This window comes from Kitasatospora sp. NPDC092039, from assembly GCF_044756065.1.
GTDB lineage: Bacteria > Actinomycetota > Actinomycetes > Streptomycetales > Streptomycetaceae > Kitasatospora.
Genome location: NZ_JBIVSD010000001.1, coordinates 179457 through 192288, shown reverse-complemented (window position 1 = coordinate 192288; position 12832 = coordinate 179457). Strand labels below are relative to the sequence as shown.

12 protein-coding genes are annotated in these 12832 nt (G+C 74.8%); 5 read left to right on the top strand and 7 right to left on the bottom strand.

What is annotated here, in order from left to right:
- The first annotated feature begins 179 nt into the window (after window positions 1-179).
- On the top strand, window positions 180-1115 hold the full coding sequence (locus ACIQI7_RS00795) for a class I SAM-dependent methyltransferase (protein ID WP_401103547.1): 936 nt from the start codon (window positions 180-182) through the stop codon (window positions 1113-1115).
- The gene (locus tag ACIQI7_RS00790) at window positions 1099-1662 is read left to right on the top strand and encodes a GNAT family N-acetyltransferase (RefSeq protein ID WP_401103545.1); all 564 of its coding nucleotides are present in this window, start codon (window positions 1099-1101) and stop codon (window positions 1660-1662) included. The genes ACIQI7_RS00795 and ACIQI7_RS00790 overlap by 17 nt, the downstream gene beginning before the upstream one ends.
- A gap of 64 nt (window positions 1663-1726) precedes the next feature.
- Here the strand turns inward: ACIQI7_RS00790 and ACIQI7_RS00785 are convergent, their stop codons facing one another.
- A complete protein-coding gene (locus ACIQI7_RS00785; RefSeq protein ID WP_401103543.1) occupies window positions 1727-2719 on the bottom strand; it encodes an alpha/beta hydrolase in 993 nt (330 codons plus the stop codon).
- 187 nt (window positions 2720-2906) lie between these two features.
- Here ACIQI7_RS00785 and ACIQI7_RS00780 point away from each other — a divergent pair, with 187 nt between their 5' ends.
- Together ACIQI7_RS00780 and ACIQI7_RS00775 are read left to right on the top strand one after the other, a co-directional pair.
- Window positions 2907-4988 carry a hypothetical protein gene (locus tag ACIQI7_RS00780; protein WP_401103541.1) on the top strand — a complete coding sequence of 694 codons (2082 nt, stop codon included), beginning with the start codon at window positions 2907-2909 and terminating at the stop codon, window positions 4986-4988.
- A gap of 134 nt (window positions 4989-5122) precedes the next feature.
- Entirely contained in the window at window positions 5123-6571 is a 1449-nt protein-coding gene (locus tag ACIQI7_RS00775) for a WGR domain-containing protein (RefSeq protein WP_401103539.1), read from the top strand.
- A 105-nt stretch (window positions 6572-6676) separates the two neighbouring features.
- On the opposite strand, the gene ACIQI7_RS00770 is transcribed toward ACIQI7_RS00775, so the two are convergent.
- Window positions 6677-7693, bottom strand: coding sequence for an NADP-dependent oxidoreductase (locus ACIQI7_RS00770; protein WP_401103537.1), 1017 nt, complete (start codon window positions 7691-7693; stop codon window positions 6677-6679).
- Between the two features lie 194 nt (window positions 7694-7887).
- Here ACIQI7_RS00770 and ACIQI7_RS00765 point away from each other — a divergent pair, with 194 nt between their 5' ends.
- Window positions 7888-8457 (top strand): Uma2 family endonuclease, encoded by a 570-nt coding sequence (locus tag ACIQI7_RS00765; RefSeq protein ID WP_401103535.1) that lies wholly within the window; start codon window positions 7888-7890, stop codon window positions 8455-8457.
- Between the two features lie 60 nt (window positions 8458-8517).
- Here the strand turns inward: ACIQI7_RS00765 and ACIQI7_RS00760 are convergent, their stop codons facing one another.
- The 5 genes from ACIQI7_RS00760 to ACIQI7_RS00740 all read right to left on the bottom strand — a co-directional run bounded on the left by ACIQI7_RS00760 (window position 8518) and on the right by ACIQI7_RS00740 (window position 12785).
- The gene (locus ACIQI7_RS00760; RefSeq protein WP_401103533.1) at window positions 8518-9564 is read right to left on the bottom strand and encodes an LLM class flavin-dependent oxidoreductase; all 1047 of its coding nucleotides are present in this window, start codon (window positions 9562-9564) and stop codon (window positions 8518-8520) included.
- A 295-nt stretch (window positions 9565-9859) separates the two neighbouring features.
- A complete protein-coding gene (locus ACIQI7_RS00755; RefSeq protein ID WP_401103531.1) occupies window positions 9860-10249 on the bottom strand; it encodes an SCO5389 family protein in 390 nt (129 codons plus the stop codon).
- Window positions 10250-10360: 111 nt separating this feature from the next.
- Complete coding sequence (locus ACIQI7_RS00750; protein WP_401103529.1) at window positions 10361-11905, bottom strand: MFS transporter; 1545 nt, start codon at window positions 11903-11905, stop codon at window positions 10361-10363.
- 171 nt (window positions 11906-12076) lie between these two features.
- The gene (locus ACIQI7_RS00745; protein WP_401104580.1) at window positions 12077-12226 is read right to left on the bottom strand and encodes a hypothetical protein; all 150 of its coding nucleotides are present in this window, start codon (window positions 12224-12226) and stop codon (window positions 12077-12079) included.
- Between the two features lie 28 nt (window positions 12227-12254).
- Complete coding sequence (locus tag ACIQI7_RS00740) at window positions 12255-12785, bottom strand: hypothetical protein (protein ID WP_401103527.1); 531 nt, start codon at window positions 12783-12785, stop codon at window positions 12255-12257.
- Window positions 12786-12832 lie beyond the last annotated feature (47 nt).

Genomic DNA, 12832 nt, shown 5'->3' with positions numbered 1-12832 from the left:
TCCTTACGCGATACGGCGGACGACCGGCCCAGTGTGCGGGCTGGGGTTCGCCGGGCGCACCGGATTTTCGGCGGCGGGGACGGGGGTGGAGCACTGGCGGCCAACCGAGGCAACAGATGTTGCGCCACAGGGCAACGGATGTTGACGCCGCCTGCCACCGGTCCGTACAGTGCCGGGCCATGGAGACGGGTGATCTCGGGCGGCGGGTGGCGGCGGACGTGGCCGGTGGCGGCGGAGTCGACGGGCTGCGGCGGTTGTCGGGGGTGATCGAGGCGCTGGAGGAGCGGCGGACGGAGCTGGTGGAGGAGCTGCGGCGCGGGCGCGAGGCGACCTGGGACGAGATCGGACGGGCCTGCGGGATGACGCGGCAGGGGGCGACCAGGCGGTGGGCCGGACGGCTGCGGGCGCGGTCGTTCGGGGTCGCGGTGGACGCGTACCAGCACGGCCGGCCGGGCTATCCGCGGGCGCTGATCGGCTCGGCGGTGCCCCGGGAGGCCCGCCGGGTGCTCGATCTGGGCGCCGGGACCGGCAAGTTGACCGGACTGCTGGTCGAGGCGGGCCTGGACGTGGTGGCGGTCGAGCCCGACGAGGGGATGCGGGCGCGGCTGGCCGCGGCGGTGCCGAGGGCGGCGGTCCGGGCGGGCTCGGCCGAGCGCCTCCCGCTGCCGGACGCCAGTGTGGACGCGGTGGTGGTGGCGCAGGCCTGGCACTGGTTCGACCCGGCGGCCGCGGTGCCGGAGATCGCCCGGGTGCTCGTCCCCGGTGGGACGCTCGCCCTGGTGTGGAACGTCCGGGACGAGTCCGAGCCCTGGGCCGCCGCACTGGGCGTGCTGATGCACCGTTCGGCGCCGCGGCGGATCGACACCCGGCCGGTCCTCCCGGCGCCGTTCGGTGCGCCCGAGCGGCTGGAGATCCGCTGGGAGCACGTCACCACCCGGGCCGGGATCGTCGACATGGTCGCCTCCCGCAGCTATGTGATCGCGCTGCCGGAGGAGGAACGGGTCCGCCTGCTGGCCGACGTCGAACAGCTGCTGGCCACCCACCCGGACCTGGCCGGCCGGGACGAGATCGCCCTGCCGTACGTGACGAGGTGCACCCGTGTCCGTCTCGGCTGAGCGCGCGCGGCCGGTGCTCCTGCGCCGCCTCGGCGCCGCGGACGCCGGACCGTACCGGGCCTTCCGCCTCCAGGCGCTGCGCGAGACGCCGAGCGCCTTCACCTCCAGCCACGCCGAGGAGGCGGGCAAGCCGATGTCCGTGACGCTGCGCCGGCTGGCCGAGGCCGAGGACGGGCCGGGCGCCCTGATCGGCGCCTTCGACGGCACCGGCGCGCTGGTCGGCACCGCCGGGCTGAAGGTCCCGCGACGCAGCCGGGAACGGCACAAGGGCACGCTGTACGGCATGGCGGTGGCCCGCGGCGCCGCCGGCCGGGGGATCGGCCGCGCCCTGGTGCGGGACGTGCTGCGCACGGCGGAGGACGGACGGCTGCGGCAGGTGCTGCTGACCGTCTCCGAGGGCAACGAGCCGGCCCTGCGGCTCTACACCGCCTGCGGCTTCGAGGTGTGGGGACGGGAGCCGAGGGCCGTCCTGGTCGACGGCCGGGCGGTCGCGAAGCTGCACATGGTGTGCCTGCTGGACGGGGCCCGGGCGGCGGCTGGGGCCTGAGAACAATCCGCTGACGATCGGTCCCCTGGCGAGCGGCCCGGAAGCACCGCGCGCGCGGGCCCGGTCACCGGTGGAGGAGGCGCCGCAGCCAGCGGGTGCGGGCGTCGTGGGCGTCCTGGCTGATGACGGCGTGCGGGGCGAGGGTGTCGAAACCGTGGCAGGCCCCGGGCCACACGTGGAGTTCGGCCTCGCCGCCCGCCCGCCAGATGGCGTCGGCGTAGGCGACGGCCTCGTCCCGGAAGGTCTCGGCGGACCCGACCTCGACGTACGCCGCGGGCAGTCGGGACAGGTCGGTGGCGCGGGCCGGGGCGGCGTACGGCGAGAGGTCGGCGGCACCGTACCGGTGGCCGAGCACGGCCTGCCAGGCGGTGGCGTTGGAGGTGCGGTCCCAGGTGTCGTGGCCGGCCAGCTGGAGGCTGGAGAAGGTGGTGCCGCGGTCGTCGAGCATCGGGCTCAGCAGCAGCTGGCCGACCGGTGCCGGACCGCCGCGGTCGCGGACCAGCAGGGCCAGCGCCGCGGCGAGCCCGCCGCCGGCGCTCTTGCCGCCGACGACCACCCGCCGCGCGTCCACGCCCAGCTCGCCGGCGTGCCCGGCCGCCCAGACGAGTCCGTCGTAGCAGTCCTCGACGGCCCCGGGGAAGCGGGTGCGCGGCGCCAGCCGGTACTCGACGGACACGACCGCCAGCCCCAGCGGCAGCGCCCACCCGCGCAGCAGCCGGGGCAGCACGGACCAGGCGTTGCCCGTCACCATCCCGCCGCCGTGCAGGTAGTACAGCAGCGGCAGCTCCTCGCGCACCCCGGCGGGCCGCGCGCTGACGAGCGTGACCTCGCCCCCGCCGTCGGCGCGCGGCACGCGCAGCTCCGTCACCTCGAACCGGCCGCCGTCGCTCAACTGCTCCGGCGTCGGGCGGGGCCGGGCGGCGAGGTCCCGTTCCTGCCAGGCCGCCAGGCGCTCCGGGGTGAGTACCGGACGTGCCCCGTCGCCGGCCGCCGCCAGTGCCGCCCGCAGCTGCGGATCCAGCGGAGGCACGCCCCCGGTCGCCGACCCGTCCGTCATCAGGACCCCCTCGCCGAGCGGCGCCCGGCGGCGCCGCGATCGGTGCCAGCCTGCCAGCCCCCGCCGTGCGGAGCCGCGGCGCCCCCGAACCGCCGGGGACCGACCGGCGCGTCCGCGGCTCCCGTCGTCGGGCCGGTCCACCACGGTGCCGGGGGAATTGTCGGTCCCCCCTGCGAGCATCCCGCCCATGGACCTCACCACCGCCCTCGCCGGGCTCGACGCCCACCCCTGGGCCGACCTCTCGCACGCCTACGGCCCCGCCGAGGACCTGCCCGACCTGCTGCGCGCCCTCGCCGAGGGCGACGACGGTACGGCGGAGGAGGCGGTCTCCGAGCTGTACGGCAGCATCCTCCACCAGGGCACGGTGTACCCGGCCAGTGTCGACGCCGTGCCCTACCTGGCCCGGATCGCCGCCGCCGGGGTCCGGACGGTCGACGTGCTCGGCCTACTGGGCGGGTTGGCCGAGAGCGAGGGCGAGTGGGAGGTCCCGGACGGCGCCGTCCGGGCCGCGGTGTCCGCCCAACTGCCGCTGCTGCTCCCGCTGTTGGCCGACCCGGACGAGACCGTCCGGCTGACCGCCGCCTGGGCCGTCGGCCACACCGGGGACACCGGGACGGCGCCGGCCGCCCTGTGGGAGCGCTGGGCCGCCGAGGAGAGCCCGGACGTGGCCGCCGAACTGCTCGTCGCCCTCGGCCGGGTGGGCCTGGCCGCGGCCGCCGCCGAAGCCCGGGCACGGCTCGGCGAGGAGACCCCGGTGCCGCTGCGGCTGGCCGCCGTCCTGGTCGGCCTGAAGAACGGGGACCGCTGGGAGGCCGCCCACCACACGGCCGTGCTCGGCCTGCTGCCGGCCCGCGAACTCACCGTCGACCGCTACAGCGTCCACCACGGGGAACTGCTGCTCGCCGTCGTCGACACCCTGCTGGAACGCGACACCGACGCCGACCGCGAGGCCGCCCTCACCCTGCTGGAGGCCGCGCTGCGCGACCCGCGCCCCGAGGTGCGGGCCGAGGCCCTGTGGGCGGCCGACCACGCCTGCTACGTCTCGCGCGCCGCCCCGCCGCGGCTGGTCCCGGCCGTCGCCCCGCTCGCCGCCCAGGACACGGCGGCGAGCCTGCTGGCCAAGCTCGGCCCGCTCGCCGCCGGGGCCGCGCCGGCGCTCCTCGAACTCGCCACCCGCCCGGACGACAGGGCGGCCGACCAGGCCCTCGCCGCACTGGTCCGGGTCGCACCCGGGCAGGCCGCCCCGCTGCTCGCCCGGGACCTCGCACGGCGCCCGGACGCCCGCCGCGCCGCGGGCGACTCCCGTGCCCCGGCCTTCCCGTTCGCCCCGGAGCTGCTCGCCGCCGTCCGCGGCCGGCTCGCCGCCGACGGACTCGGCGACAACGAGACCGCCGACCTGGTCAACCTGCTGCGCCGGTGGGGCCCGCGGGCCGTCGACGGCCTGCCGGAGCTCTGCGCGGTGCTGCCCCGCTTCCCGTACGCCGCCTCCGCCGTCGCGGCCGTCGTCGCGGGCGGCCCGTCCGAGGCCCGCGAGCGGGCCGCCGAGGCCCTGCGGGCGAACGCCGGCCCGCTCCAGGTGGCCCGCGCCCACCACGACGTCACCGGCGAACCAGAGCTGCTGCTCGACGCCGTCGCCGAACGGCTGGCGGCCTCGCGCGAGCGGGCCGAGGCGGCGCAGGCGGCCGCCGACCTGGGCGCGGCCGCCGCCGGGCTGCTCCCGGACCTGCTCGCGGCGGTGAGCACGGAGCCGGAGCCGACCGTCCCGCAGCTGGACGCCGACATCGCCACCGCCCGCGCCCTCTGGCAGATCGACGGCGACGCCCAGGAGGCCGTCCGGATCCTGGCGTCCGTCCTCGACCGCACCGCCGGGAACGGGCCGTGGTACCGCTGGACGACGGTCCGCGCGCTGCGCGCCGCCGCCTCCCTCGGGGCGGCCGGCCGGGACCTCGTGCCCCGGCTGGAGGCGCTGCTCGACCAGCCGCAGGACGCCGCCGGCGCCGCCCGCGCCCTGCTCGACATCGCCGATCCCGACACCCTCGACCTCGGCCGCCTCGCCCGGGCCGCGCTCCACTCCGTCGAGACGGACGCCGACGTCACGGGCGGCTGCGAGGCCCTGCACGCGCTGGGTGCCGCGGCCCGGGACACCTCGCTGCTCCCGTACGTCGGGGACCTCGTCGAGCGCGACCGCCGGATCGTCACCTCCGGCCTCGCGTACGACATCATCGGCGAGGACGAGCGGCTGCGCGCCCTGCTGGCCGAGCTGCGCTGACCCGGCCGACCGACCGGCCGGCCGGCCGCGCCCGCGACCGGCGCCCACTGTCAGTGTCGGGCCGTAGCGTTCGGGGTGTCGGCGGGGCCCGCCCGCCGGCACCCCGACTCCGTCGCCCGAAAGGGGCCTTCGCCGTGTCCGTCGCCGTGGAAGAGCAGGTCACGTACCTCGAACTGTCCGAGGACGAGGGGAGTGCGCACAAGTTCTACGAGGTGCGGCTCGCCGGCCAGGTGGTGACGGTGCGCTACGGGCGGATCGGCGAGCCCGGGCAGAGCAAGGCGACCACGTACCCGAGCCCGGAGAAGGCGGCCGCGTCGGCGGCCAAGAAGATCGGCGAGAAGGTCCGCAAGGGCTACGCCCCGGCCGTCCAGGGCGTGCGCCAGCGCCGGGCGGTGACCAGGCGGCAGATCGTCAGCAGCCGCTCGACCGCCCGTCAGGCGCCGCTGCTGTGGCGCTTCCGCTCCGGCTCGCCCGCCTTCGGGATATTCGTCGGCGAGGAGCACGCCTGGGTCGGCAACGAGCGCGGCGACGTCTACACCCTGACCCACGACGGCGAGGTGACGGCCCGCTACGGCCTGCCGGAGGGCGTCAAGTGCATCGTCGCGGACGACTGGTGGATCTACGCCGGCTGCGACGACGGCAAGGTGTACGACCTGGGCGGCAAGGTCCCGCGGGTGGCCTACGAGATCGCCCAGGACGTGGACATCTTCTGGCTCGACATCCACGACGGCGTGCTCGGCGTCGCCGACGAGCGCGGCGGGCTGACCACGGTGGACCACGAGGACGAGTTCCAGTGGCGCCGCCAGGCCGACGGCCGGTCCGGCTGGATGGTGCGCTGCGACGCCGACGGCGTCTACCACGGCCACTCGCGCGGCGTCGCCCGCTACGACGACCGCAGCGGCGACCAGCGGTGGTACACCCCGACCAAGGGCGAGGTGCTGTTCGGCTGGCAGGAGGCCGACGAGGTGTTCGCCGGCACCGGCCGCGGCTGGGTGCACCGGCTGCGCAAGTCCGACGGCGCCGAGGTGGCCGCCTACCGCTGCGACGCCGCGGTGTTCTCCTGCGCCGCCTCCCCGGACGGCGAGTACGTCTTCGCCGGGGACAACCACTCGTCGGTGTACTGCTTCGCCGCCGACGGCACCCGGCTGTGGAAGCTCGCCACCGGCTGCGGCTCGGCGTACAGCATGCAGTACCGGGACGGCCGGCTCTACCTGGTGACCACCGACGGCTCGCTGGCCTGCCTGGACGCGAGCGAGCAGGCGGTGCGGGCGGCCGAGGACGGCACGCTGCCGAGGACCGCCGAGGTCAGGGACGCGGGCTGGGAGCCGGTGCTGGCCGGCGCCGGGCTGGAGACGGTCGGGGCGGCCACCGTCCGGACCGGTGGCGAGGTCGAGGTCGAGTGCGTGCAGGACGGCGCCCGGCTGCGGATGCGGGTGGTCTCGCAGGGCTACGACCCGTCCTGGCGGGTGCAGTTCCCCAAGGACATCCGGATCGCCGGGGCGCGCTACCTGGTCGCCGAGGTGCGGGAGTCCGCCTCGGGCGGCTTCTACCGGGCGCGCGGCGAGATCAAGCGCCTGCTCTGACCGGGGGCGGGGGGCCGAGCGCCTCGGGGGACGGGAAAACGGGGGAGCGGGCCCGGGCCCCGGGCGGCCGTGCGGGGGCGACGGCCGCCCGGGGGAGTCCGTTCGTCAGACGAGCCGGAGCACCAGCTTGCCGGTGTTCTCACCGCGGAACAGCATCCCGAAGGTCTCCGGGAAGTCGTCCACGGTGCCCTCCACCACCTGCTCCTTGACCTTGATCCGGCCCGCCGCGATCCAGCCGGCGATCTCGGCGGCCGCCTCCGGGTACCGGCGGGCGTAGTCGAACACCACGAAGCCCTCCATCCGGGCCCGCCGCACCAGCAGCGACAGGTAGTTGGACGGGCCCTGCACGGCGCCCTCGTTGTTGTACTGGCTGATCGCGCCGCAGACCACCACCCGGGCGTGCATCGCCAGGCGGGTCAGCGCGGCGTCCAGGACCGGGCCGCCGACGTTGTCGAAGTAGACGTCGATGCCGTCCGGGGCGTGGGTGCGCAGGGCCTTGCGGACGTCCTCCGCGCGGTAGTCGATCGCGGCGTCGAAGCCCAGCTCACCGGTGAGCAGCGCGCACTTCTCCGGACCGCCCGCGATCCCGACCACCCGGCAGCCCTTCACCTTGGCGATCTGACCCACCAAGCTGCCGACCGCCCCGGCGGCGCCGGACACGACGACCGTCTCGCCCTCCTTGAGCGCCCCGACCTCCAGCAGCCCGAAGTACGCCGTCATCCCGGGCATCCCGAGGGCGCCCAGGTACGTCGACAGCGGCGCGAGCGCGGGATCGACCGTGAGCGCGCCCTTCCCGTCCGACACCGCGTACTCCTGCACCCCGAACGCCCCGACCACGTGGTCGCCGACCCGGAACCCCGGGTGGTTCGACGCGACGACCTCCACCACCGAGCCGGCCCGCATCACCTCGCCCACCCCCACCGGCGGCAGGTACGACGGCCGGTCGTCCAGCCACCCCCGCATCGCCGGATCCAGCGACACGTACCGCGTCCGCCCCAGGAACTCCCCGTCCCCCGGCTCCGGCACCGCCTCCGCCACGTGCGCCCAGTCCTCCGGGCGCACCTCCCCGACCGGCCGACTGGCAAGACGGATCTGACGGTTGACTCCGGTGGCTCCGGCCATGACGTCTCCTGGTCACTCGGGTTCGACGGCTGAACGCGCCGATTCTAAGCAAGCGCTTATTCATATGACCAGAGAGTGTCCGGAATCAGTGGGTAGGTCTGGTGGTGCGTGCATATGCAGGCGCGATGCGCCGGTAGGCTTTCCGCCGGGCAGCCCCTGAGCGCGGAGACCGGCGCCTGACAGGAGAGCACTACGTGAGCACAGCGCACATCGGCCCGGGCGACTACAGCCACGTGCCGAACCCCGAACAGGCCCTCAAGTACGCCATTCGGCACATCGCGGGCGAACGCGTCGAGATCGTCGAGGGAGTCATCACCCCCGTGTCGCCGTCTTGGGAGCACGAGAACACCGTCGATCTGATCCGCTTGCAGATCGGGCCCCGTCAGCGCGAACTCGAACTGCGTTCGGGCTCGGGCAACCTAGACCTGCCGGGCACCGAGAACTTCTACATCCCCGACCTGGCCCTCGTTCCGGTGAAGCTGGCCGTGAACAATCCCGGCGCGTTGCTTCCCGACCAGACCGTTCTCGTGGTCGAGGTCACCTCTCCTTCGAACGCCGACACCGACCGGATCGTGAAGCGCCGCCGCTACGCCCAGTTCGGTGCGCCGCTCTACCTCCTGGTGGACCGGCAGGAACGGGCCTGCACGCTGTTCTCCCAGCCGGGGGCGCTCGGTTACACGCGGGTCGAGGGGCCGCATCCGTTCGGGGTGCCGGTGCGGCTGCCCGAGCCGTTCGAACTCGACCTGGAAACCGGCGAGTTCTGACTCGGGGGCGGGCCGGGTCGCGGTTCGATCCGATGGGATCCCGCGTGGGCCGGCGGTCGCTCAGCCCTGGTGCCCGGGCTCGGGTGACCAGCCGAGGGCGGGGCCGAGCCGGGTGGCCAGGTCGGTGAGGATCTGCACGTAGTCCTCGTACGCGAAGGTGAACGGCAGTGCGAAGGCGACCTCGTCCACCTCGCGGTAGCCGGCGTGGGCGTGCAGTCGCTCGACGAGCTCCTCGGTGGTCCCGACCAGGTCGGGGGCGAACAGCAGTCGGGCGGCGCCCTGCGGGGCGAGGGTGCGCGGGGTGCGGGCGAGGGCGTAGGCCTGGTACCTGGCGCGCTGTTCGGGGGTGGCGCTGTCGGTGGGGATGACCACCAGGCCCTGGGAGACCCGCGCGCGCCCGCCGTCGGGGTGGCGCTCGCGGAAGGCGCGGATCTGGGCGGCCTGGATGGCGGCGAAGTCGAGCGGGCCCTCCACTCCGGTGTCCTCCGGCTTGACCACGCTGCTGGTGAGGAGGTTGAGCCCCTGCTCGCCGGCCCAGCGGGCCGAGCGCAGGCTGCCGGCGCCGTACCAGAGGCGGGAGGCGAGGCCGGGGGAGTGCGGCTGGACCCGGCGGGAGTACACCTCGATGCCTTCGGTACCGGCGAAGCCGGAGGCGTCCTCGCCGCGCACCAGGGCGAGCAGCCGTTCGGCGCGCCGGGGCCCGAAGTCCTCCTGCTCGCCGGTGTCGGGGTAGAGCGCGCCGCGCACGTGCTCGTAGTGGGTGGGCGGGCCGACGCTGAAGCCGGGGTTGAGCCGGCCGCCGGAGAGCACGTCGACGGTGGCCAGGTCCTCGGCGAGTCGCAGCGGGTTCTCCCAGCCGAGCGGGGTCACGGCGGTGCCGAGCTGGATGCGGCTGGTGCGCTGGCTGGCGGCGGCGAGGACGGCGAGCGGGGAGGAGATGCCGTACTGGAGGTGGCGGTGGCGCAGCCAGGCGCTGTCGAATCCGAGCCGCTCGCCGAGCGTGATGAGGCCGAGGGTGGACTCGTGGCCGCGGCGCGGGTCCGCCTCGTCGAAGAGCCCGATGGTCAGGAAGCCGAGTTTCCGCAGCGGGCGAGGGGTCGGCGACATGGCGGGCTCCGCGGGGAGAGGCGTGGTGAGGGGCGAGGGCGCGAGGAGGGGCGGTGGGGCGTGGCGAGGGGAGGCCCGGGGTGGGCCCGGCCGGGTGGTGCGTTCCGAACGTACGCAGGCGCCGCGCCGCCCGACAAGATCGACGCGCGATCCGGACACCGGCCCGCAACGGAACGCAATGGCACGCAACCCCCCGCAACGGCCGGCAACCCCCCGCAACGGCGCGCAACGCGGCGACACGTACGCGGCCCCCACCCCGTCGAGCGAGGGTGGGGGCCGCCGCGTCCGGGCGCCGTCAGCAGCTGCGCAGCTCCGGGCTCTGGTTGCGGATCTGGTTGTGCAGCGACGTGAACTCCCGGTACGCCGGGCCGTCCTCGGTGCCGGGGCGGAACGCGCCGACCCGGTGGCAGTTGACGAAGGCGAGCTTCACCCCGAAGTGGTCCTCCAGGCTGCCCCGGATCGCGTTGCTGGCGAGCGCGCGCAGCAGCTGGGCGCGCTGCTCGTCGCTGGGCGTGGTGTTGTCGGTGGTGAACTCCGCCTGGCCGGCGGCGAGTTCGGTGCTGAGCCCGGCGACGACCTGGTAGGCGTACGGGAGCGAGGTGCGGACGGTGTCGATGAAGTCGGCCTCGTCGACTCGGCCCTCCCGGGCCTGGGCGAGGAGGGCGGGGGAGACGTCGAGCGACATGGGTGTCCTCTTTCGGGCGCGTCGGGATTCGGTGGGCGGCGTTCACCCGCAACAGTTATCGAAGATGAAAACCATTGCAATGAAGACTTTCCCGGTCGCCCTGACGCCCTGTCAAGCTCCGTCCCCCGGAGGGCTGACGGCGGGCGGCAGCGGCACCCGGCCGGCCTTGATCACGAACACCGCGACCACCACCGCGAGCGCCGCGAACACCAGGCCCAGCTGGAAGGCGCTCGCGATGCCGTGCACCAGCACCTGGTCGGCGTACGGCGCCGGGAGCCGACCGGTGGCCCGGAACTCGGCGGCCTGCTGCGGGGTGGCCTGCCGGAGGAACGCCCCGGCCTGCTGCCGGGCCTCGGTGCGGCTGGCCGTGCCGTACACGGTGACCAGGATCGACAGCCCGAGCGAGCCGCCCACCTGCTGGGTGGTGTTGAGCATGCCGGTGGCCGCGCCGGTCTCGTGCGGGGCGACCCGGGAGACGGCGGTCAGCATCACCGGGACGAAGATCGATCCCATGCCGAAGCCGAACATCAGGGTCGGCCCGAGGATGCCGCCGAGGTAGCTGCTGCCGATGTCGATCCGGGTCGCCCAGATGACCCCTCCCAGCACCAGCAGCGAGCCGGCCACCAGGAAGGGCTTGGCGCCGAACCTCGTCTGGCTGCGGGCGGCGAACTGGGCGGCGGCCACGATCGCGACGCTGATCGGCAGGAACGCGAAGCCGGCCCGCAGCGGGCTGAAGTCGAGGATCTCCTGCACGAACAGGGTGATGAAGAAGAAGATGCTGAACATCGTCGCGGCCATGCAGAGCATCAGCCCGTACGCGCCCGAGCGGTTGCGGTCGCGGAACAGGTGCAGCGGGGTGATCGGCTGGGGCGCCCGCCGCTCGTGGGCGAGGAAGCCGGCCAGCAGGACGACGGCGAGGCTGAACGCGGTCAGCGTCACGGTGTCCGTCCAGCCGTGGTCGGAGGCGCGGATGAAGCCGTACACCAGCGAGACCATGCCCGCCGTCGCGGAGAACGCGCCGGTCAGGTCGAAGCGCCCGGGGTGGCGCTCGGACTCGTTGATGTAGAGCGGCGCCAGCAGCGCGATCGCGATGCCGATCGGCACATTGACGAAGAACACCCAGCGCCAGGACAGCCAGGAGGTCAGCATGCCGCCGAGCAGCAGCCCGATCGCGCCGCCGGCCCCGGCGACCGCCGAGAACACCCCGAAGGCCCGGTTGCGCTCCGGGCCCTCCCTGAAGTTGGTGGCGATCAGCGCCAGCGCGGTCGGTGAGGCGATGGCGCCGCCCAGGCCCTGGAGCGCCCGGGCGGCCAGCAGCCAGCCGGAGGACTGCGCGACCCCGCCGAGCAGCGAGGCCAGGCTGAACAGCAGCACCCCGACGACGAACACCCGCCGCCGCCCCAGGATGTCGCCCGCCCGCCCGCCGAGCAGCAGCAGGCCGCCGAAGGTGAGGGTGTAGGCGTTGATGACCCAGGACAGCTCGGTGGTGTTGAACCGCAGCGCCTGCTGGATGTGCGGCAGCGCGATGTTCACGATCGTGATGTCGAGGACGACCATCAGCTGGGTCGCCGCGATGACGGTCAGTGCTATCCCCGGGTGCTGGCCCCGACGTGCGGTCGCGGGCGAAGCCTCGGCCAGGGCGCGCGAGGTGGCCATGGCAGGTCCCCCAATGGGTTCGGGGGTGAACGACGGGCAAACGACGGGCAGGGGACGGATTCGTTCACCTCTACCGACGGTATCCCCGGGAGATAGGGAACACAATCGTTCATTACGGACATGCGGCCACGGCGAATCCCTCGCGCACCCGCCTGCCCGGCCGCCCGGCCGTCAGCTGTCGAAGCCGAGGCCGAAGCGGTCCAGGGTGCGCAGCCAGAGGTTGCGGCGCCCGGCGTCGGCGCGGGTGAGGGCCCACTGGGTGATGCCGATGCCGATCGAGCGGAACTGGTGCACCACGTCGTAGCCGCCGTACCCGCCCACCCGCCGGCGCGGAAGTCCCGCCCGCCGGCTACCGCGCCACCCGGCAGCGGCGCCGGTAGTAGGCGAAGGCGAGGGCGAGCACCAGCGGGCCCCAGAGCACGAACAGGCCGCTGACGGCCGCCGCGAGCAGCCGCCACCAGCCGTTGACGTACGGGACCTCCGAGAAGCCGGCGAGCTGGAAGGCGGCGAGCACCCAGTCCACGGTGAGCGCGGTGAGGGCGAGGCCCGCGACCGTGGCGGGGACGAGCACCGCGTACGGGCGGATGTGCCTGCCGCCGAGGACGGGGACCCAGAGCGGCACCACCTCGCCCGAGCGCCGCACCAGGCAGGAGCAGAGCAGCGCGAACACCTCGGACAGGATGCTCAGCGTGCCGACGTACCCCACGCCGGCCCACAGCGGCAGGTCCATGCGGGGCACGTCCATCCCCATCAGGAACCCGAACCCGATGGGCAGGCGCCAGAGGCACACCGGCAGGCCGAGCCACGGGATCGCGCGGGCGGTCCGCTCGGCCCAGCGCGGGACGGGGAGTTCGGTCGGGTGGATCGTTGTGCTGGTCACCCGTCCAGCGTGCCGAGCGGGCGGCGGGCCGGAATCGCGCGTGCGGA

Coding starts and splice junctions, on each gene's coding strand:
- ACIQI7_RS00750 (WP_401103529.1), bottom strand. CDS start 11,905: ATGGCCACCTCGCGCGCCCTGGCCGAGGCTTCGCCCGCGACCGCACGT.
- ACIQI7_RS00770 (WP_401103537.1), bottom strand. CDS start 7,693: ATGGCCGGAGCCACCGGAGTCAACCGTCAGATCCGTCTTGCCAGTCGG.
- ACIQI7_RS00760 (WP_401103533.1), bottom strand. CDS start 9,564: ATGTCGCCGACCCCTCGCCCGCTGCGGAAACTCGGCTTCCTGACCATC.
- ACIQI7_RS00780 (WP_401103541.1), top strand. CDS start 2,907: ATGGACCTCACCACCGCCCTCGCCGGGCTCGACGCCCACCCCTGGGCC.
- ACIQI7_RS00785 (WP_401103543.1), bottom strand. CDS start 2,719: ATGACGGACGGGTCGGCGACCGGGGGCGTGCCTCCGCTGGATCCGCAG.
- ACIQI7_RS00795 (WP_401103547.1), top strand. CDS start 180: ATGGAGACGGGTGATCTCGGGCGGCGGGTGGCGGCGGACGTGGCCGGT.
- ACIQI7_RS00755 (WP_401103531.1), bottom strand. CDS start 10,249: ATGTCGCTCGACGTCTCCCCCGCCCTCCTCGCCCAGGCCCGGGAGGGC.